This is a genomic window from Mycobacterium sp. AT1 (assembly GCF_002043095.1).
GTDB lineage: Bacteria > Actinomycetota > Actinomycetes > Mycobacteriales > Mycobacteriaceae > Mycobacterium.
The window spans coordinates 1-17,670 of record NZ_MVOC01000036.1 but is presented as its reverse complement, the minus strand read 5'-3'; the positions used below and the strand labels follow the sequence as shown (position 1 = coordinate 17,670).

General features: G+C 66.1%; 20 protein-coding genes, 4 tRNA genes and 1 pseudogene. 5 read left to right on the top strand and 20 right to left on the bottom strand.

Going from position 1 to position 17,670, the window contains the following annotated elements:
- Positions 1 to 51: 51 nt before the first annotated feature.
- Complete coding sequence (locus B1790_RS17000) at positions 52 to 2,370, top strand: bifunctional diguanylate cyclase/phosphodiesterase (RefSeq protein ID WP_079924453.1); 2,319 nt, start codon at positions 52 to 54, stop codon at positions 2,368 to 2,370.
- Here B1790_RS17000 and msrB read toward each other — a convergent pair.
- From msrB to B1790_RS16980, 4 genes are read right to left on the bottom strand one after another with little or no spacing between them, the layout of a single operon-like run.
- Positions 2,333 to 2,740, bottom strand: coding sequence for a peptide-methionine (R)-S-oxide reductase MsrB (gene msrB / locus B1790_RS16995; RefSeq protein ID WP_079924452.1), 408 nt, complete (start codon positions 2,738 to 2,740; stop codon positions 2,333 to 2,335). The genes B1790_RS17000 and msrB overlap by 38 nt on opposite strands.
- Positions 2,740 to 4,026 carry an arabinofuranan 3-O-arabinosyltransferase gene (gene aftC / locus B1790_RS16990; RefSeq protein WP_079924451.1) on the bottom strand — a complete coding sequence of 429 codons (1,287 nt, stop codon included), beginning with the start codon at positions 4,024 to 4,026 and terminating at the stop codon, positions 2,740 to 2,742. Before aftC ends, msrB begins: the two co-directional genes overlap by 1 nt.
- Positions 4,027 to 4,046: 20 nt before the next feature.
- Positions 4,047 to 5,615, bottom strand: coding sequence for an alpha/beta hydrolase (locus B1790_RS16985; RefSeq protein ID WP_079924543.1), 1,569 nt, complete (start codon positions 5,613 to 5,615; stop codon positions 4,047 to 4,049).
- A 25-nt stretch (positions 5,616 to 5,640) separates the two neighbouring features.
- On the bottom strand, positions 5,641 to 6,444 hold the full coding sequence (locus B1790_RS16980) for a pyrimidine reductase family protein (protein WP_079924542.1): 804 nt from the start codon (positions 6,442 to 6,444) through the stop codon (positions 5,641 to 5,643).
- Between the two features lie 25 nt (positions 6,445 to 6,469).
- Between B1790_RS16980 and zapE the strand changes: the two genes are divergently transcribed.
- A complete protein-coding gene (gene zapE / locus B1790_RS16975) occupies positions 6,470 to 7,504 on the top strand; it encodes a cell division protein ZapE (protein ID WP_079924450.1) in 1,035 nt (344 codons plus the stop codon).
- A gap of 7 nt (positions 7,505 to 7,511) precedes the next feature.
- Here the strand turns inward: zapE and B1790_RS16970 are convergent.
- The 11 genes and pseudogenes from B1790_RS16970 to B1790_RS16920 all read right to left on the bottom strand — a co-directional run.
- A pseudogene (locus B1790_RS16970) lies at positions 7,512 to 8,030 on the bottom strand (N-acetyltransferase family protein); the annotation flags it as partial.
- A 7-nt stretch (positions 8,031 to 8,037) separates the two neighbouring features.
- On the bottom strand, positions 8,038 to 8,538 hold the full coding sequence (locus tag B1790_RS16965) for a hypothetical protein (protein WP_079924448.1): 501 nt from the start codon (positions 8,536 to 8,538) through the stop codon (positions 8,038 to 8,040).
- A 48-nt stretch (positions 8,539 to 8,586) separates the two neighbouring features.
- A complete protein-coding gene (locus B1790_RS16960) occupies positions 8,587 to 9,009 on the bottom strand; it encodes a PPOX class F420-dependent oxidoreductase (RefSeq protein WP_079924447.1) in 423 nt (140 codons plus the stop codon).
- A 28-nt stretch (positions 9,010 to 9,037) separates the two neighbouring features.
- The gene (locus B1790_RS16955; RefSeq protein ID WP_079924446.1) at positions 9,038 to 9,763 is read right to left on the bottom strand and encodes a Clp protease N-terminal domain-containing protein; all 726 of its coding nucleotides are present in this window, start codon (positions 9,761 to 9,763) and stop codon (positions 9,038 to 9,040) included.
- A gap of 55 nt (positions 9,764 to 9,818) precedes the next feature.
- On the bottom strand, positions 9,819 to 10,295 hold the full coding sequence (locus tag B1790_RS16950) for an SRPBCC family protein (RefSeq protein ID WP_079924445.1): 477 nt from the start codon (positions 10,293 to 10,295) through the stop codon (positions 9,819 to 9,821).
- Between the two features lie 30 nt (positions 10,296 to 10,325).
- Positions 10,326 to 10,814 carry a hypothetical protein gene (locus B1790_RS16945; RefSeq protein ID WP_079924444.1) on the bottom strand — a complete coding sequence of 163 codons (489 nt, stop codon included), beginning with the start codon at positions 10,812 to 10,814 and terminating at the stop codon, positions 10,326 to 10,328.
- 10 nt (positions 10,815 to 10,824) lie between these two features.
- Entirely contained in the window at positions 10,825 to 11,088 is a 264-nt protein-coding gene (locus B1790_RS16940) for a hypothetical protein (RefSeq protein WP_079924443.1), read from the bottom strand.
- A 142-nt stretch (positions 11,089 to 11,230) separates the two neighbouring features.
- Complete coding sequence (locus B1790_RS16935; protein WP_079924541.1) at positions 11,231 to 11,401, bottom strand: CsbD family protein; 171 nt, start codon at positions 11,399 to 11,401, stop codon at positions 11,231 to 11,233.
- Positions 11,402 to 12,190: 789 nt separating this feature from the next.
- Positions 12,191 to 12,265 (bottom strand) — tRNA-Val (locus tag B1790_RS16930).
- 11 nt (positions 12,266 to 12,276) lie between these two features.
- Positions 12,277 to 12,350, bottom strand: a tRNA-Cys gene (locus B1790_RS16925).
- A 27-nt stretch (positions 12,351 to 12,377) separates the two neighbouring features.
- Positions 12,378 to 12,450, bottom strand: a tRNA-Gly gene (locus tag B1790_RS16920).
- 488 nt (positions 12,451 to 12,938) lie between these two features.
- Here B1790_RS16920 and B1790_RS16915 point away from each other — a divergent pair.
- A tRNA-Val gene (locus B1790_RS16915) sits at positions 12,939 to 13,013 on the top strand.
- Between the two features lie 90 nt (positions 13,014 to 13,103).
- Here the strand turns inward: B1790_RS16915 and B1790_RS16910 are convergent.
- The 3 genes from B1790_RS16910 to B1790_RS35030 form a co-directional block, all read right to left on the bottom strand.
- On the bottom strand, positions 13,104 to 14,045 hold the full coding sequence (locus B1790_RS16910) for a sterol desaturase family protein (RefSeq protein WP_079924442.1): 942 nt from the start codon (positions 14,043 to 14,045) through the stop codon (positions 13,104 to 13,106).
- Between the two features lie 284 nt (positions 14,046 to 14,329).
- On the bottom strand, positions 14,330 to 14,476 hold the full coding sequence (locus B1790_RS34705) for a hypothetical protein (RefSeq protein WP_158083829.1): 147 nt from the start codon (positions 14,474 to 14,476) through the stop codon (positions 14,330 to 14,332).
- Entirely contained in the window at positions 14,473 to 14,925 is a 453-nt protein-coding gene (locus B1790_RS35030; protein ID WP_198952030.1) for a hypothetical protein, read from the bottom strand. The genes B1790_RS34705 and B1790_RS35030 overlap by 4 nt, the downstream gene beginning before the upstream one ends.
- 204 nt (positions 14,926 to 15,129) lie before the next feature.
- Between B1790_RS35030 and B1790_RS35025 the strand changes: the two genes are divergently transcribed.
- Positions 15,130 to 15,342: a hypothetical protein gene (locus tag B1790_RS35025; protein ID WP_198952029.1), complete on the top strand. Its 213-nt coding sequence runs from the start codon at positions 15,130 to 15,132 to the stop codon at positions 15,340 to 15,342.
- A 141-nt stretch (positions 15,343 to 15,483) separates the two neighbouring features.
- Positions 15,484 to 16,338 (top strand): universal stress protein, encoded by an 855-nt coding sequence (locus B1790_RS16900; protein ID WP_079924441.1) that lies wholly within the window; start codon positions 15,484 to 15,486, stop codon positions 16,336 to 16,338.
- A 59-nt stretch (positions 16,339 to 16,397) separates the two neighbouring features.
- Here the strand turns inward: B1790_RS16900 and B1790_RS16895 are convergent, their stop codons facing one another.
- Both B1790_RS16895 and B1790_RS16890 read right to left on the bottom strand, forming a co-directional pair.
- Complete coding sequence (locus B1790_RS16895; protein ID WP_079924440.1) at positions 16,398 to 17,246, bottom strand: universal stress protein; 849 nt, start codon at positions 17,244 to 17,246, stop codon at positions 16,398 to 16,400.
- A gap of 166 nt (positions 17,247 to 17,412) precedes the next feature.
- A partial coding sequence (locus tag B1790_RS16890; protein WP_142271350.1) for a helix-turn-helix transcriptional regulator occupies positions 17,413 to 17,670 on the bottom strand: 258 nt, incomplete at its 5' end.

The following is a 17,670-nucleotide window of genomic DNA, read 5'->3' as shown; positions in this document are numbered from 1 at the left end:
TTTCGGGCAGTTTAGGTTTCATACCCTTTCCCTGTTTGCTAGCATCGCCCGATGGGGAAGACCGCAGTAGTAGTGGCGACGGCCGCCGTGGTCGCAGCCCTGCTCTCGGCGTGGACGATCGTCGACTGGGACGTGGAACCGACCGTCACCATCGTGTCCAACGTCTCCAGTGTGTTGTTCGCTGTGTTCGCCACGGTGTGCACGATCCGCGCCGCAGTGCACGCCACCGGTCGCAAGCGGCTCGCCTGGTCGAGCATCGCAGTCGGCGTCGGCGGATGGGTCGCCGGTTCCCTCCTGTGGAGCTACCTCGAGATGGCCACCGACGTTCCGCCGTTCCCGTCGCTGGCCGACGCCGGCTATCTGATGTTTCCGGTCGGAGCCTGCGTCGGGCTGGCCGCCTATCCCGTCGGGCACGTGGGTCATTCACGCACCCGATTGGTTCTCGACGGGTTGATCGCGGCCGCGGCACTGTTCCAGATCTCGTGGGTGCTGGTGCTGCGCGACGCGTACGAGGCTGACAGCGGCGACCCTGTCGCATTCTGGTTGTCGTTGGCCTACCCGGTCAGCGACTTCGTCGTCATCACGGTGGCGGTGCTCGTCCAGACCCGGGCGCGCGCGGGGCAGCGGCGGACGACGTCGTTCCTGACCGCCGGTGTCATCGTGATGGCGCTGGCCGACAGTGCGTTCGTCTACCTCAGCGCGGCCGGCCAGTACGACTACCAGATCGGGCGCGTGACCGACGTCGGCTACTTCGTGGGCATGCTGATCATCGGGGCGGCGGCGCTGCTCGGGGTGGACGAGCCCGCGACGGAATCGTCGACCTTGCGGGTGCCGTCGCGATGGGTGTTGTGTCTGCCCTACGTCCCGATCGCGATAGCCGCCGCGGTGTGCGCACCGACGAATCTGCAGCAGCCGGGGATGGCCGCGCTGTTCTTTCCGACGGTGGTCTTGGTCGTCGCGGTGCTGTTGCGGCAGTTCTTCGTGGTCAGGGAGAACCGCCGCCTCCTGGACCTGGTCGCGGAGCAGGCGTTGCGGGACCCGTTGACGGGGTTGGCGAATCGCGCGCTGTTCAACGACCGCCTGTCGCACGCCATGCAGTTGCACGTCCGCGATCGACAACCGGTGGCGGTGTTGTCGTTGGATCTCGACGACTTCAAGCTCGTCAACGACAACCTCGGCCACCCGGCCGGAGACCAATTGCTGGTGCTCGCGGCGCAACGAATCCTTGGCTGTGTCCGCGCCGGTGACACGGTGGCCCGGGTGGGCGGTGACGAGTTCGCGGTGCTGCTGGAGGGCAAGACCGAACACTCCCGACAGGTGGCACGGAGGCTCATGGCGTCGTTCGACGACCAGTTCGTCATCGACGGCCATGATCTGTTGCTGCGACCCAGCATTGGACTGGCCGTGGCGACCGGCGACGACGCGGCCGTCTCGGCCGAGGCGCTGTTGAAGCGCGCCGACCTGGCGATGTATTCCGCCAAGCGTTCGCGCACGGGCGGGGTGCACACCTTCGATCCGGAGATGACGCGGACCCGGCCCAAGGGGACGGGAAGGGTGGGCAATGCCGGAACGAGCACGGTCAGACTGCTGGGCCAACTGCGCAACACGATCGACCACGCCGGTCTCAGCCTGGTCTATCAACCCAAGTTCGGGCTCCTCGACGGAGAATTCGTCGGCGTCGAGGCGTTGGTCCGTTGGCCCCATCCCGAACGCGGATTGCTCGGTCCCGACAAGTTCCTTCCCTTGGTCCGTGAGTACGGGTTGATGAGGTCGCTGACCGATTTGGTGGTCGAGCGGGCGCTCGAGGACGTGGCCCACTGGAAGGCCAACGGTGTCCGGGTGCCAGTGGCCGTCAACATGTTCGCACCGTCGCTGTGCGATCTGGAGTTGCCGAAGCGCATTCTGCGCTCGCTCGACGCGCGTGACCTCAGCCCGGACCTGTTGACCATCGAGATCACCGAAGACCTGTTGCTGGACGACGTCGACCGGACCCGTCAGGTGCTCGATTCGCTACGGGGACGCGGAACGCGGGTCGCCATCGACGATTTCGGCAGCGGCTACTCGGCGCTCGGTTACCTGTGCGAGTTGCCGATCGACGAGGTCAAACTCGACCGGCAGTTCATCGCCCCCATCGTGGACGACGCGCGTGCGGCGGCCGTGGTCCGCGCCGTGGTCGACCTGGCGCACGAGCTCGGTGTGACGGTCGTAGCCGAGGGCGTGGAGAACGACGACACCAGGACGATGCTCCGTGACTACGGGTGCGACGTGGCGCAGGGGTTTCACTTCAGTCCGCCGCTCGCCGGCGCCGAACTGTGTGACCTGCTCCGCAGGCTTACGTCGCCGGAACCAGCTTCATCGAGATCGAGTTGATGCAGTACCGCTGATCGGTCGGGGTGGGGTACCCCTCGCCTTCGAATACGTGACCGAGGTGGCTGTGGCAGCTGGCGCACAGGACTTCGACCCGATGCATGCCACCCGAGTCGTCGGTCTTCAAGATGACGGCGTCCGAGTCGGCGGGGTCGAAGAAGGATGGCCAGCCGCAATGCGATTCGAACTTCTCGGTGCTGCGGAAGATCTCCGCACCGCACGCCCGACACTGGTAGACGCCCTCGGTGTTGGTGTCGGTGTACTCGCCGACGAACGGGCGCTCGGTGCCGGCCTGACGCAGCACGGCGAACTCCTGGGGCGAGAGCTTCTTACGCCATTCGTCGTCGGTCAGTTGGACTTTCGGGACGGTCATCACTCCACGCTAGCGCGGTCCCGATCGGTCGTCATCCACGGCGGGTCGATGCCGTCGTCGAGTCTGCCGTCGGCCTTGGCCTCGAGGTAGCGGAAGTACAGCACGCAGAACACGACGATCAGCATCAGCGACCACCCGTAGGTGATCTTCATGTACTCCAGAAAGCGTCCGGTGGTCGGCCAGTGCCCCAGCAGCCAACGGTCCATCGTCATGAAGCCGTAGATCGCCAGCCAGGCCGGCCAGTTGCGGATCACGGAGTTGGGGAGCACCACCGACATCAGGAACGGGAACAGCATCATCGAGTAGTAGCCCTGGCCGAGCGAGGTCACCAGGAACGTCGTGATCAACAGCACGCCGGACGAGGTCACCATCCAGAACAGCTGATCGCGTTCCCGGTAGTAGCGGTACAGCAGCCAGAGGCTGGCGACTGCCAGTGCCAGAAAGCCCACTCGCAGCAGCAGAATCAGCCATGTCGGCAGGCCGTAGTAGATGCCGTTGCCCTGAATGGAGCTGTTGAAGTAGTCGCGCACCGAGAAGATGTAGGGCACGGTGTTGCGCACGAAGCCCATCGGGTCGCTGACCAAGGGCCAGGCGGCGACGTTGAACACGATCGGCACCCCGAAGGCAGGCAAGAGTGGGCGCCACTGTCGGTTGAGTACGGGAAGCAGCAGCAGCGGCGCCAGTGAGGGTTTGACGACGAGCGTCAGCCCGATGGCGAGGCCGGCGAGCCACTCGTGGTTGACCTTGCCGCTCAGCAGCCACCGCAGGAACAGGACCTCGCCGAGGAGGACGCAACCGTTGACGTTGGTGAACACCAGCGTGCTGGTGACGCTCTCGGTGCAGAACATCGCCAACAGCAGGGCGGGCGCTGCCACCGACGCCAGGGTGAACTTGAACAGCCGCAGCAGGAAGTACGCGGCCAGCAGGATGGCGATGGTGTTGAACGTGATGAACCAGTACCGCGAGGCGTCGACCGGCAGGTAGCCGAATGGAGCCAGCAGCAGCGTCCCACCCGGTGGGTACAGGTAGTGGGGGTCCACCTGGTCGAAGTGCTCGTTGTAGATGTCGAGCCCGAGCTTGAAGTTGACGACCGCGCGGTAGACGGGACCAAAGTCGTCGGTGATGTAGCCGTTGGTGGCCAGCACGTAGCTGCGATGGACGATCGACAGGATCGCCACGGGCCACAGCACCGAGCGCAGCACGTGCGCGACATTCGGCGGAGAGGTGCGGGGTCGGAATGCGTTCGTCAACAACGTGTCAGGTGCCGCCACCAGCGCACCGTACACCGGTGGCCGGGGGCGTCGAGCTAGGCGGGGCAGTACGTGTCGGTCTCGGGAACCTTGCCGGTGCCGAGGTAGGCCAGCACCGGCGGGACGGCGCACGCGGAGTAGATGCTGGCTCCGTGTCCGACGCCCTGCCACATCACGCGCCGGTTCGCCGCACCGGAGTTGATGATGGTCGCCGCGACTGCGGCCACTCCTTCGTTGCCGACGATCGGGTCGTTCTGCACGCCGAGAAGCAGCACGGGAATCTTGAGGTTCTGCGGATCGGGTGGCGTCGAACCGCTGGGCCAGGCAAGGCAATTGACCATGTCGAGGGCGCCGACGGTGCCGAATTCGGGGTAGAGCTTCCCCCATTCGACGACGAGCTCGCGCACTCGGTCCGGGGTGGGGCGGTTGAGCGCGTCGCTGCACCCGTTGACGAACTGACCGTCGGTCTCGCGTTGCGTCTCGGCCTGGTTGATCAGCGTGTTGAGCCCGGCGACGTCACCGCTGCGGGCCGCGGCGAGGGTAGTGGCCAGCGCCGCGGTCGACGACACGAAGTCGCCGCGGGGGAACGCCAGGGCGGTGGCGATGGCGTCGGTGAGGGCGGCCACCGAGGCGCCGGCCGGACCGGTGCCTTGGCGCGCGCCGGCGAGCATGGCGTCGATGGCGCCCTTTGGATCGGGGCCGAGCGCGCAGCCCGAGGCGACGCACTGCGAGGCGAACGCCGTCAGCGCGGCCTGCTGACCCTTGACCTTCTGTTCGGCTCTCGCCTCGGCGGCGATCCCGAGGGGCAGCGGGGAGTCGAGCACCAGCCGCGACACCTTGTTGGGATGTGAGCCCGCGTAGGCGAGGGCGACCTGCGCGCCGTTGCCGACGCCGAGCAGGGCGAGCGTCGGAACGTCCCAGGTGCTGCGGAGGCGTTCGAGATCCTCGGCGGCGTGCGCGTTGTCGTAGGAGGAGTCGCCGGGGGCGATGGTGTCGGTACAGCTCTGGGTGGCGGTCTGGACGACGGCGCTGAGGTTGGCGACGGGATCGTTGCCGGACTCGAACTGCGCCTGGTCGAGCATTTCCTGCCGGCTGAACAGGTCGCGGCAATCCAGGGCGCCCGACAGGCCGATGCCGCGGCGGTCGACGGCGACGATCGGGTTGGTCTTCAGCACGTCGGCGCCGCCGCGGGACAGCCACACCGGCAGCTGCGTCGAGGACGGGAGGTCGCTGCCGGTGGTCATGACCAGTGGCCCGGCGTCTGCCGGGGTGGCCGTCGACTTGGCGCGGACGACACCGATGGTGAGCGTCCCCGTGGCGCCGTTGATCGAGTCGACGTCGGCGTCGTAGGTGGCGCAGTCCAGAGTCACGCCGGGCACGGCGGGGACGGAGGCCGCAGCGAACGTCCGCGACGTGCAGTCGCGCCACGTCAGATCGTTCTTGGGGGCCTCGACCGGGGGAGGCCCCGCGGCGACCGGTGTCGTCTCGGGGGCGCCTTGGGGTCCGGCGCCCGCATCGGTGGCGAAGCGGGGGTTGGCGGCGAGTCCCGGCGAGCAGCCGGCCAGGACGACAGCCGCGACGACGGGCAGACAGAGGGCCCTGAGCAGCTGAGGATGCCGACGCATGATGACCACATTAGCGATCGACGAGCTACTCCCCGCCCAGCCCGTCCCTGACGTACCGCGTGTAGAGATAGCCCTCGTCGTCGGTCAGCAGGTGGCATCGACGCATCCGGGTGTGGGCTTCCCCCGACCCCGAGGCGATGCGGCGGGCCGTGCCGCCGACCAGGATCGGTGCAATCGTGACGCACAGCTCGTCGATCAAGTCGTGTTCGGTGAGCAGGCTGATCAGCGACGGCCCGCCTTCGGACAGCACCCGTCGCAGGCCCCGCTCAGCGAAGATCGCGAGTACCACCGCGGGGTCGACGCGGTCGGTGTGGGATCCGGACGCGTCGACGACCTCGGCGGTCGAGCCGAAGCGGGCGTTGGCCTCCGGCACGGTTTCGCGGCAGGTCATGATCATGGGTGGTATCTCGGTGCGGGTGAAGATCCTGGCGTCGTGCTCGAAGTCCGCGGCGTGGGTGACGATGGCGATCGGGGGCACCTCGGTCTGGCCTCGGCCTTGCCGTTCGCGGCGCTCGGCCAGCGACATCTGGGCACCGGAGTAGTTCTCGATGCGCACGGTGGAGGCGCCGACCAGGATGACGTCGGCTTCCTGCCTCATGCGGGCGAACAGGGCGCGGTCACCGGGGCCGGCCAGGCCGCCGGCCTTGCCGTCGTCGGTGGCGCCGCCGTCGAGGCTGGAGATCATGTTGGCCCGCACCCAGCAGCGCTCGAGGTTCTGCGGGTAGGAGTAGAACGCCGCGAGCCGTCCGTCGTCGGTGTCGAACGTGCTGCCCAGGGGGCCTAGCTCTGTGAGCTGAGTCGCAGCATCGGGATCGGACACGTTGACCATTGCAGCACGTCGATACAGTTCCTTCATGTCTGGGGCCAGCGTCGTCGACCATCTCACCGATCGGCATCCGAAGGTGACACCTGAACGACTGGTCGCGGGGTTGGTGCCGCCGCCCACGTTCGCCGATGTCTCCTTTGACACCTATCGGCCCGATCCGGGCGAGCCGTCGCAGACCGCGGCCGTGCAGAAGTGCCGCGCGTTCTGTGAGCAGGCCGTGCAGCGCCGTGCCGGCAAGAAGAAGTTGTTCGGCAAGCGAGAGGTGTTGCCGGGGGTCGGGGTGTACCTCGACGGTGGTTTCGGCGTCGGCAAGACGCACTTGTTGGCGTCGACGTACTACGCGCTCAGCGCCGACGACGCCGGTCCCGCGGCGTTCGCGACGTTCGGTGAACTGACGCAGTTGGCGGGTGTCTTCGGATTCCTCGAGTGCATCGAGTTGCTCTCGGAGTACGTGGTGGTGTGCATCGACGAATTCGAGCTCGACGATCCGGGGAACACGACGCTGATCTCGCGACTGCTCTCGGCTCTGGTGGAACGAGGGGTGTCGGTCGCGGCGACGTCCAACACGTTGCCCGAACAACTGGGCGAGGGCAGGTTCGCCGCGCAGGACTTCCTGCGTGAAATCAACACGCTGGCAGCCATTTTCACCACGGTGCGGATCGAAGGTCCGGACTACCGGCACCGCGACCTGCCGCCGGCGCCCGTGCCGCCGTCCGACGACGAGGTGCGTGACGAGGCCGCCGGCGTGGCGGGCGCGACGCTCGACGACTTCGACGCGTTGTGCGCTCACCTGGCGACGATGCACCCGTCGAGGTACCAGGCGTTGATCGAGGGCGTCGCGCAAGTGTTCATCACCGGTGTGCATCCGCTCGACGACCAGAGCGTCGCGCTGCGGCTGGTCTCGCTGACCGACCGGCTCTACGACGCGGGCATTCCGGTCGTCGCGTCGGGGACCAAGCTCGACACCGTCTTCAGCGAGGAGATGTTGGCGGGTGGGTTCCGCAAGAAGTACCTGCGCGCGACGTCGCGTCTGTTGGCGCTGACGGCCGCGGGTGAGCGATGAGCGCGTGCACCATCACGTAGTCGTCTTCGACGCGGCCGCCCAGTCGGAACGTCTTGGTGCCGCTGACCGTGAAGCCGTGCTTGGCGTAGAAGCGTTGGGCGCGTTGGTTTTCCTGGTTGACGCCTAGCCAGACACAGGCCGCGCCGAGAGCACGGGACGTGTCGAGCGCAGTGGTCATCAGTGCCGCCGAGACGCCCGCGCCGTGGGCGTCGGGCAGCACGTACATCTTCGAGAGTTCGACGGCGGGCCGAAGGGGCACCGCCCGTTGGACGTCGGGGTCGGGGATCACCCCGCGAATCAGCATGGCGTACCCCGATATTCGGTGGTCGTCGCGTGCGGTGAGGATCACCCGTTCCGGGTCGGCGAGGTACTCGCCGAAGCGTTCGGCGGAGAGGTTTTCGGCGATGAAGGCGGCGACGTCGTCGGCACTGGTCGACGGCGGGCACGCCAGCGGGAAGGTGCGGGCTGCGACGTCGGCGAGTTCGGTCAGGTCGGCCTCGGCGGCCGGTGTCACCTCGACGGTCATCCGAGGGTCAGTAGAGATTCCACTGGGCGAGATGCGTTCCGGTGGCCTTGTCGAGGAGCACGACGTTGGTGACGAGGTCGCGGTAGACGTCCCAGTAGACGCCGCCACTGACGGTGGAGCCCGGGGGTGCGTTCTGCAGCATGGCGCGAAGGTCGTCGGGGACGTCGGTGTTGCGCGGCTTGTAGGCGTCGGCGATCGGCGTGACGCCTTCGAAGTCGAAGAAGAGCGAGGTGATGTACGGATTGGGTGCCTTGACGACGTGGACGGTGACGTTGGCGCGGTACACCTGGTAGCGCGGTCCGCGTGGGGGATAGCCGAAGCCCGGCGGCACGTCGACCAGATCCACGCTGGTGACGGCGACGTCGGCGACGACGTTCATGTAGTCCACGTGCAGGACGTCACCTAGCCTGCCGATGGGGGCGACCGCCGCGGCCTCTGGCGCGGGTGAGGCGAGAACTCCAGCCGTGACCGCCACTCCGGCAACCATCATCGTGAACCAGCGACGCATGCCTCGCATGATCGCACACCGGTCGCTTGCCGAGGAGGCGATCGGTCCTCAGGACGCCCAGGGGCCGATGCCGCCGACCTTCTCGACGCGGATCCGCGTCAGCAGACCGGCGGGGGAGTTGGGCGGTGGGAAGTGCTCGCTGGAACCGAGCATGGCCTCGGCCAGTTCGGTGAGAAGTTCGGGGGCGCCGCCGTCGACGATGCGGGCCGTTCCGGTGATCGACAGGTACGGGGCCTGCTGGCCGGGGGGCGTCGGACCGATGATGGTGACGGCGACGCGTCCGTCGCGTCGGATGTTGCGGGTCTTCTTGTACTCGCTGAGGTGTGCGCTGACCAGTTCGTCACCGTCGGGGGTGGACTGCAACGCGACCCAGACCACCGACACTTGCGGGCTGCCGTCGGGGTTGAGGGTGACGAGCGTGGCGTCGGCGCCGGAACCGATCAGTGCACGGGCGGATTCGTCGAGGTTCATGACTTCTTGTACCGCATTGCCGCGCGTTTCATTCCCGTTCGGTGGTCGTCAGGGAGTTCAGCGCCGCGACGATCTCGGATTCGACACCCTGCTTGTCGAGGCCGAGGGTGTGCAGTGGACCGTCGTCGGCTTCGTCTTCGAGCAGGGCGAGCAGGATGTGTTCGGTGCCGATGTAGTTGTGCCCCAGGCGAAGTGCTTCGCGGAAGGTGAGTTCGAGAACTTTCTTGGCGGGTCCGTTGAACGGCACCAATGAGGGAACCTCGGCCGCCCTCGGGGGCAGTGGTGCGGCCTTGGCTGCGGCGCCGGCGTCGACGCCGTGCGCCGAAAGGAGGTGCGCGGCCAATGCCGCCGGGTCGCTGAACAGTCCGAGCAGGAGGTGCGCCGGGGTGATCTCGTCGTTGCCGGCGGCGTGTGCCTTGTTCTGCGACTCGACGACGACGTTGCGCGCCCGCGGGGTGAACCTACTGAAGCCGTCGTTCGGGTTCAGTGGACTGGTCTCGGCCCGCGGTACGAAGCGCTTCTGGGCGGCTTGTTTGGTGACGCCCATGCACTTGCCGATCTCGGTCCAGGAGGCGCCCGAGCGTCGGGCCTGGTCGACGAAGTGGCCGATGAGGTGGTCGGCGATGTCGCCGAGGGCTTCGGCGGTGAGGACGGCGCCCTGGAGTTGTTCGAGGGGCTCGTCGTGCACGGTCCTGATCGCGGTGATGAGGTCGTCGAGGCGGACGGGGTGGCTGATCTTGACGGGTTCACTCATGCGTCAACCGTAGGTTGACGAAATGGACTCGTCAACCCCGAGTTGACGATGGGAGCTAGCCGCGGGGGTAGCCCCGGCGCACCGTCCGGTCCAGGATGCCGAGCGTGCCGCGGAGCGCCGCTTCGGAGATGACGGGGAAGATGCCCGCGTCGCGCCACTTCTGATGGATGTCGGACCAGTCGTAGAACGACGTGACGAGTGTTGCGTCGCCGTCGGATTCGAGTCGGTAGCCGTACACGTGCCCGATCGGTGGCTCGATCTTGCCGAGGATCGTCCAGGCGATCAGCCGATCCTTCTCGTAGTCGGTAATCGACACGGTGACGTCGTACTTGCCCATCGGAAAGTCGTTCAGCGCTTCGCGATCCATGTGGACGACGAAGCTGTCGCCACTGGCGGTGACGACGTCGCCGTCCGCATCCTGGAGCATTCCGGTGGCGTCGATGGCGATGTGCCCCTGTGGGTCGCAGAGGACGGCGAACACGTCCGCCGGGGGTGCTGCGATGGAGCGTTGAACTTCGATGCGGTCGGCCATGACGTCGATCGTGTCAGACGCCGGCGTTGGCTACGGCGGCGGAGCTTGTCCCGATGCCGCGGCCCTGGCGTTGAGTTGTGCCATGTAGGCCTGCAGCTGCAGCCCCGCAAGTGCCGGCGCCAGTCCGGAAGCCTGGGGCGGCGGAGGTGCGTCCGTGAGCTGCCACGGCTGGCAGCCGTTGGTCTTGAACGATTGATCGGTGGGGTCGATCGCGACGGTCTGCGGTTTCTTGGTCAAGGCGTTGTCGAGGGTGGCGCCGTCGGCGCCGAGGCGCTTCCAGAAGCACGTGCCGTCGCCGACGGGGCCCGCGGAGGTGTAGACGCCGGGAACGATGTCGGTGCCCACGGCGTAGGTGCCGTCGGCATCGACGGAGGTCTTGGGCGCTGGTGCGGGTCCGTTGGCAGGCGTGGGGGCAGGTGTGGGGGCAGGTGTCGTCGGGTCGGCGGCGGCGACGCCGGGAAGGGCGCCCATGACCGCCACCGCGAGCGCTGCTGCGGTCGTTGCCTTCTTCACCCACATGCCCAACAGCTTAGACCGTCTTTGCAAATGGATGACTGTCGCGGGTCAAAGCGTTCGACGTCCGCGGTGTCTTCGAGCCGGTCGTGGCTCGCGACAGGGCAGCTATCAGTTCGATGGCCGCGAACTGGGCGACGGCCAAGGCGAACACCGGCCACAGGGCGCCGGCCACGATGCTCAGCCCTAGTGAGAGCCGGGCCTTGGTGGCGTTGAATACCGCGATCGACGACGTCAGCATCCAGCCACCGAGGTAGCCGTACAGCAGTACACCGGTCACTTGTCCCCTGAACGTCAGCCCACAGCGAATTTACTCTCGAGTAAGTTAGACCGCGGAGGCGGCGCCGTCAAGTATCGGAGGCAGACGCGAATCGGCCCGCTGCCGCAGGGGCAACGGGCCGAGTCGAGGGTGTTCTCGGGGACTACTTGAAGGCGTCCTTGACCTTTTCGCCAGCATCCTTGAGATTCGCCTTGACCTGGTCGACCTTGCCTTCGTTCTCCGTGCTCTTGTCGCCGGTCGCCTTGCCGCCTGCTTCCTTGGCCTGGCCGCCCAAGTCCTCGACCTTGTTCTTTGCCTTGTCCAAAGCGCTCATGAAAATCAACTCCTCATCGGTGTGAATCACGTCCGGTTCACTGTCCGAACCTGGCTCTGGAATGCCACCGATGGTCAACTCCGAAACATCACGAGGCTTGATTCACAGATTTGAACTGCTGCCAACCGGGCGCCGACGAATTGGCTGGGCTCCGGTCCGCGACGAGGCCATCCGGGCAAGGGTTAGAGGGGGCGCCTTTGGCGATTCGGGGGGGAGGTGAACCGCCAAAGGCTTGGAAATCCGCAATGGGGGGACTGCGGATGTCCCGCGCTCCACCGTACGCGAATTCTCGTGAAATGATTCAAAAGGTACGTACGGTTCGCTTTGTGTGCCTGCGCGCTCAGTCGGAGTGCCGTGGTGTGCCTGGGGTCGCGGCAAAGGGGCAGACCGGCGCGGCCGAGGTATCGCCGCGACACGGTTGGACCACGTGCCATACCAATTGGCACGACGTTGCCTGCGACGACGCCACTCCGGAGTAGCGGACTTGGTAGTCGAACCCCGACCGCGGCGGCTAGTGATAGCAAACACGATGCAGCGCAGTCACGCGGCGTTTCGGGGAACACGATCAAAGTCTGACGTGCGCATCGACGGGCGGGATGCGCCAAGGAAACGAACGGGGACCGGGTAATCGCTGCAACGGTCGGTGCCCGTGCATCTGGACTCGAGCAGGACGGGGTCCCAACGACGTGCCGTGGCCGTGCGACACGTTGCCTGCGTAGTCGAGGATTTGCGGGCGAAGCCCAGATATGCGTTGAGGTGGCTGGTGGCCATTGCCAACGTACGTAAAGCTGGTGCGCGATACTGGGATTGAACCAGTGACCTCTTCCGTGTCAGGGAAGCGCTCTCCCGCTGAGCTAATCGCGCGGGACCCATCTTGGAGGTGGAGACGGGAATCGAACCCGTGTGCACGGCTTTGCAGGCCGTTGCCTCACCACTCGGCCACTCCACCGCTGGGGTTGATGCGTCTGCACCATCGAGCGGACGACGGGATTCGAACCCGCGACCCCAACCTTGGCAAGGTTGTGCGCTACCAACTGCGCCACGTCCGCGTGCTTCGAGCGAGTTCGTCGCTCTATGCGAAGCACGACGATAGTGCATCGAAGCTCGGCACCACAAATCCCGACGCCACGGCCTGATCTTGGTTGTTTCGGGCACTCGATTTGGCCGCGTCTTGGCTGCATTGATTTCGCCGTTCGCGGCCGTGATCCGCTCGATGCGACTCAGTCCTCGGCGGCCCGACGGAAATGTGTTGCGGATCAAAAGAATCGGCAGGTGCGAGTGGATCGTCAACCCGTGCGCCACCAGGAGCGCACGCGGTACTCCGGTTGCGGTCGAGCAGCAGCCAGCGGCTCCGGCCGGCGCCCTGGCGCCCGTCCGGCCATGCGGGTGAGCTTCTGGGCGACGGGTAGCCGGGCGGTCCTGGGGCATGGTCGGGTGGCAGCCCGGCGGCGGCGAAAGGTGCTCGCCGATTCCGGGCCTGGCCCCCGTGCGTGATAATGTTCGTCGTCGTTCACCGGTGATAGGCCGGTGCACCCACGGTCTCGTAGCTCAGTGGGAGAGCGTCCGCCTCACACGCGGAAGGTCGCTGGTTCGATACCAGCCGGGACCACCAGCCAAACCCAGAGCAGAAGCGATTCTGCAGCGGTCCGTGCAAGTCGTGCGAGTTCTTTCTGCGCACCTCTGCCGGTTCGAGGTAGGTGCTTTAGTCGCCGTCATCCCTCCTCATCGCCCCGCTAGCGAAATCTCTGGTCGATGCTAACGGCTTTCGCGGCGTCATCACCGCGCCGCGGGGACGCCAGCCCGGGGGAGCGAAGACGTAGGCGAGTCGCTCTCGCCACGACTTGGTGCGTCGTACGTCGGCGACGATGCGCGCGTACTCGCCGTATTGAATCTGCATGATCCCTTCGCCGAAGGGCTTTGCTTCGAAGAGCCCGTATTCGGGATGGCAGTCGCCGTCGACGATGGTGCCGAAAGTCCGGTCCCAGATGATGAGGATGCCGCCGTAGTTCTTGTCGAGGTGCTCCGGGCGACGACTGTGGTGAATGCGGTGATGGGCCGGGGTGTTGAACAGGAACTCGAAGGGACGCGGCAGCTTTCCCACCAGTTCCGTGTGCAGGAAGAACTGATAGATCATGTTGAATCCGTAGGCGACGTAGATGGTCCAGGGTGCAAATCCCAACAGCGGCAACGGCATCCAGAATATCGCCTCTGACCACGGATTCCATTTGAGTCGCACGGCACTACTGAAGTTGAAGGATTCACTCGAATGGTGCGCGCGGTGCCCGGCCCATCCGATGCGCACTCGGTGGGAAAAGCGATGATTGCAATACCAGGTCAAGTCGACTGCGATGATCAACACGAGCCATGTCCACCACGACGTGGTGGGCAGCTGCCAGGGTGCTAGCTGTACGTACAGCACTGAAAAGGCAACCAATGTCGCGAGTTTGAAGACGAACATGAACGCCAAAGATCCCAAGCCCATCATGATGCTCGATCGAGCCTCGGGCCGAACGTATCCGGCTGTTGGCCGGGCCTCGCTGCGCAGGGCGGCCGCCTCGATGGCCATGCTGATGACGAACACGGGGAGCGCGTACACCACGGGGTTCTGAATCTGATCCCAGAATTCCGTTGCTACCTGTTCCATGGCTTGGCGTTCACGACCCATCATGTTCGTAGTTCACGCATGGCGGGATCTAGACCACGTATTGGTGAGCCGACGGTAACCGATACTCAATCGGGTTGCGGCGGCACCACAATGACGTCATTCTTTCGTCCGATGTCACACACCAGCACATGTCTCGTCGCGACACCGGGTTGACGAACGCGCTGACATTCGTCGCACCTGCCTGGGTAGCCATCGCAACTGATCGCGAGACACGTCGCAATGCTGATCGAAGAATCTTTCGGTGAAGACCGCGGCGGTGGACTCTACCGGTGTACTGCCGGTCGTGCGATTTCGCGCCCTGGCTCGCGCTGCTGGGCGTGGTCCTGACCACGTTGGTCCCCAAGGGCTACCCCGTCGTCGACGGTGACGGGGTACTCGCGACCGCGTGCTTGCGCTCTCATTTCACTCATGTGGGCTCCTTGGAATCGAGATTCGGCGGGGCTGCGTCGTCCGGGTGATGACGCGGCCGATCCGTTGGAACGAAGAGCATCGAGAAGTCGGGATATCCGGCAATCGGGTGATAGCAGGGGCTTGCCGCGCCGACGAGTCGCGCCGCGTCGGTCTGGGGCATGACCGCCAGTCGTGGCCTGACACCATCACATGCGTAAGGCACCTGCCCAGATCCGTCGGCGACGATTTCGACGGCAACGTCGGGAAACCGCCGCACCCAGCTGTCGACCCGATGATCGATCTGACGCACGACGGCGTTTCGTAGCCTGCCCTCTCTCATTGCCGTGGCCACCACGGTGTCGTTGTCGGGCGTGTCGTCGAGAACCACGGATACGATTCCGCTGCCCGCGGGGCCGGTGAAATCCTCGGGCCGGATGACGGCCACAGCGGATAGTGCCCGTTCAACCACCGTGGTGACCGTGGATTCCAAGGGCGTACCGATTCGGTGCCGAGTGCCCACGCATACCATTGCTGCACAGGCAGATTCATCCACGAGCACGTCACTTGGATCGCCGAACCGGATGGCCTCGTCGATGCGTACCGTCGGTGCTACCCGCTCGACCGCTGCCCGGGCCCGGCGCATCGAGTCCTCTGCCTGAGTCCTCTCGTAGGCGTGGGCGACGACGGCAACGAGCCGCACCGCAACGCCGCGGTCTCGGGCTTCGATTGCAGCCCAAGACGCCGCGGCGCGCGCGGCCACGGACCGGTTGACCCCCACGACGATGGGGGAGGCGTCATCGCCATCACCGATCCCGTCGTGGCGGGCCGCACGGTCGACTTCGAGATCCATGGCTCCAGTCGACCGGCTTTCGTCGAGACGCTCTAGGGTCGAAAGTTACTTCCCGAGAGAGCGTTCGGCAGGCAAGCAGTCGATCTGGGACGCATCGGGCGAGAAGGGGTCTTCCTACCCTCGCTTCCGTGCCGGCCAAGCGGCATCGTGAGTTTCGTGCGCGGAATTCTCCCCGCGATGACTACGGCGGCCCAGAAGCGAGGCAACGTGAAACTGGAGAAGACGCCGCGACCCGTTGTCGTTGCGGTCGACGGCTCCGCGGCGTCCACCGCTGCGGCGGCATGGGCAGCCGTCGACGCCGCACTACGCCATCTGCCGGTCACGCTCGCGTATGTGGCACCACGGTGGCGGGGAGGTGGGCGCGAGGCGCAGACGATCCTCTCTGACGCCGAGGCCGTGGTGCGTACTGCAGTCGGTGACGAGGTCAGTGTTGAAACACGCCGTCTCCGAGGACGTCCCGTCGCGGCTCTGACGAAGCTGACCCTTGAGGCTGACCGCCTCGTGATCGGCTTTCGCGGCACCGGCGTGCTGGGTCCCGGTCTGCTCGGACCCGTGACCGAAGGTGTCCTCCACCATGCGCGCTGTCCGGTTGCCGTCGTACATGCCGGTCCCCGCGACGACCCAAACGTGAACCGACTGCCTGTCCTGGTGGGAGTGGACGGCTCGGCGAGTTCCGCGGTCGCGCTGGCGCTGGCGTTCGAGGAGGCCCGACTGCGCGCCACGTCGCTCGTCGCAATACACGTGGTCGACGACGGTGCCCTCGGACCCGCCAGGTCGACGAACATGTTGCAGGCTGCGCTCGAACCGTGCTTGCGGGACAACCCCGGTGTGGAAGCGCACTCGTCACTTGTCAGCGGCGACCCGTCCACCGAACTGATCAACAGGGCCGGGTCAGCTCAGCTCGTCGTGATCGGGAACCGCGGACGGGGCGGCCTGGCTCGCACGATGCTTGGTTCAGTCAGTTCGGCTGTCGTGGCGTGGGTGGACGCTCCCGTGCTGGTCGCTCGGGACGTGGTGCCGGCACCTGAATAGTCGTCGACGTCGTCGAGGTCCACGCCGTAGGTGCCCACGCTGCACCGGTCTGGTCAACGTCAGCGGACGACGAGAACGGAGCACCCACTGGTTGGCCGCCCCGTCTCGCGGTCCGACCCCAGGATGGTGACGACGTGGCGGACGTCGGCAGAGCCGAGCACGGCCAGCTGAACGCGAAGATCGTCCTGTTGACTGAGGAAGCCTGCGATGGTGGCCGGCGCATGTACGGGGTAGACGTGCACGGAGGGATGGTGTTCTTGCCAACGGGACACCCGGTGGCGGAGGTCTGCAGCATCGCTGGCGTAGTCACCGTTGTGTGAGACGTCCACGGCGAGAACGGGTGCTCGCCGAAGGCGTGCTTCGTTGAGGGCGTAATCCACGATTCGGTCGTCGTCGGGCCCGCCGTGGACGGCCATGACGATCCAGTGCGGATCGGGTGTCGAGGTGCCGGTGTCGGATGGCGTTCGGATGACCGCGACTGGGCAGCGGCCACTTTCGGCGAGGGTCGCAGCCGTCGATCCCAACAGACGTCGGCAGATGGGGGTGATTCCGGTGGAGCCAAGGCACAGCAGCGACGCGTGGCCGGATTCGTCGACGAGCGTCGAATCGACCTCACCGTAGACGATTTGGCTCTCGACGCTGATGGGCCCGCCAAGGTCGTGCACGGCAGTTGAGGCCGCGGCCAGAGCCTGCAATCCATGAGTCGTCTCGGGCCAGTCGCTGGCGACGGCGGCCGGATCTTCGTCCAAGTCAGGATCGAGATCGGCCTCGACGTCGACGACGTGGATCAAGCGCAATGGCACGGTGCGACTGATGGCCTCCGCGGCTCCCCATCGGGCCGCTTCGAGTGCCGCTGCCGAACCGTCGATTCCGACGACAACGGGTGCGGACGACTGCGGCATGGGCATGGTCGGGTCCCTTCGGAACGGGGGGAGGGTCCGGTGACGCGCCTACGCTAGCTCTGCCCGGCGGATCTGACAGGGGCCGTTGGTCCTCTGTGGCATGCCATCGGGCCTCACCGGGACGGCATCCCCCATGGAGACCTTCGCTCTAGACGGAATGCGTTGGCGCGGTTCATTCCTCGACGCGGGTGGGACGGTCGAGCTTCGAGACGAAGACCGCGGCCTGGGTGCGTCGTTCCATGCCGAGCTTGGCCAGCAGGCGTGAGACGTAGTTCTTGACCGTCTTCTCGGCGAGGAACATTCGGGCGGCGATCTGTCTGTTGGTCAGGCCCTCGCCGAGTAGGTCGAGCAGGATGCGCTCCTGGGCGGTGAGCGCTTCGAGGGGGTCGGCGTGTTCGGTGGCGCCGCGTAATTTGGCCATCAGGGCGGC

Bases quoted from the DNA above. Each gene is read 5' to 3' on its own strand.
- B1790_RS17000 (WP_079924453.1), top strand. From the start codon at position 52: ATGGGGAAGACCGCAGTAGTAGTGGCGACGGCCGCCGTGGTCGCAGCC.
- msrB (WP_079924452.1), bottom strand. From the start codon at position 2,740: ATGACCGTCCCGAAAGTCCAACTGACCGACGACGAATGGCGTAAGAAG.
- B1790_RS16985 (WP_079924543.1), bottom strand. From the start codon at position 5,615: ATGCGTCGGCATCCTCAGCTGCTCAGGGCCCTCTGTCTGCCCGTCGTC.
- B1790_RS16980 (WP_079924542.1), bottom strand. From the start codon at position 6,444: ATGGTCAACGTGTCCGATCCCGATGCTGCGACTCAGCTCACAGAGCTA.
- zapE (WP_079924450.1), top strand. From the start codon at position 6,470: ATGTCTGGGGCCAGCGTCGTCGACCATCTCACCGATCGGCATCCGAAG.
- B1790_RS16965 (WP_079924448.1), bottom strand. From the start codon at position 8,538: ATGCGTCGCTGGTTCACGATGATGGTTGCCGGAGTGGCGGTCACGGCT.
- B1790_RS16960 (WP_079924447.1), bottom strand. From the start codon at position 9,009: ATGAACCTCGACGAATCCGCCCGTGCACTGATCGGTTCCGGCGCCGAC.
- B1790_RS16955 (WP_079924446.1), bottom strand. From the start codon at position 9,763: ATGAGTGAACCCGTCAAGATCAGCCACCCCGTCCGCCTCGACGACCTC.
- B1790_RS16950 (WP_079924445.1), bottom strand. From the start codon at position 10,295: ATGGCCGACCGCATCGAAGTTCAACGCTCCATCGCAGCACCCCCGGCG.
- B1790_RS16945 (WP_079924444.1), bottom strand. From the start codon at position 10,814: ATGTGGGTGAAGAAGGCAACGACCGCAGCAGCGCTCGCGGTGGCGGTC.
- B1790_RS16935 (WP_079924541.1), bottom strand. From the start codon at position 11,401: ATGAGCGCTTTGGACAAGGCAAAGAACAAGGTCGAGGACTTGGGCGGC.
- B1790_RS16910 (WP_079924442.1), bottom strand. From the start codon at position 14,045: ATGGAACAGGTAGCAACGGAATTCTGGGATCAGATTCAGAACCCCGTG.
- B1790_RS34705 (WP_158083829.1), bottom strand. From the start codon at position 14,476: ATGAGTGAAATGAGAGCGCAAGCACGCGGTCGCGAGTACCCCGTCACC.
- B1790_RS16900 (WP_079924441.1), top strand. From the start codon at position 15,484: ATGACTACGGCGGCCCAGAAGCGAGGCAACGTGAAACTGGAGAAGACG.
- B1790_RS16895 (WP_079924440.1), bottom strand. From the start codon at position 17,246: ATGCCCATGCCGCAGTCGTCCGCACCCGTTGTCGTCGGAATCGACGGT.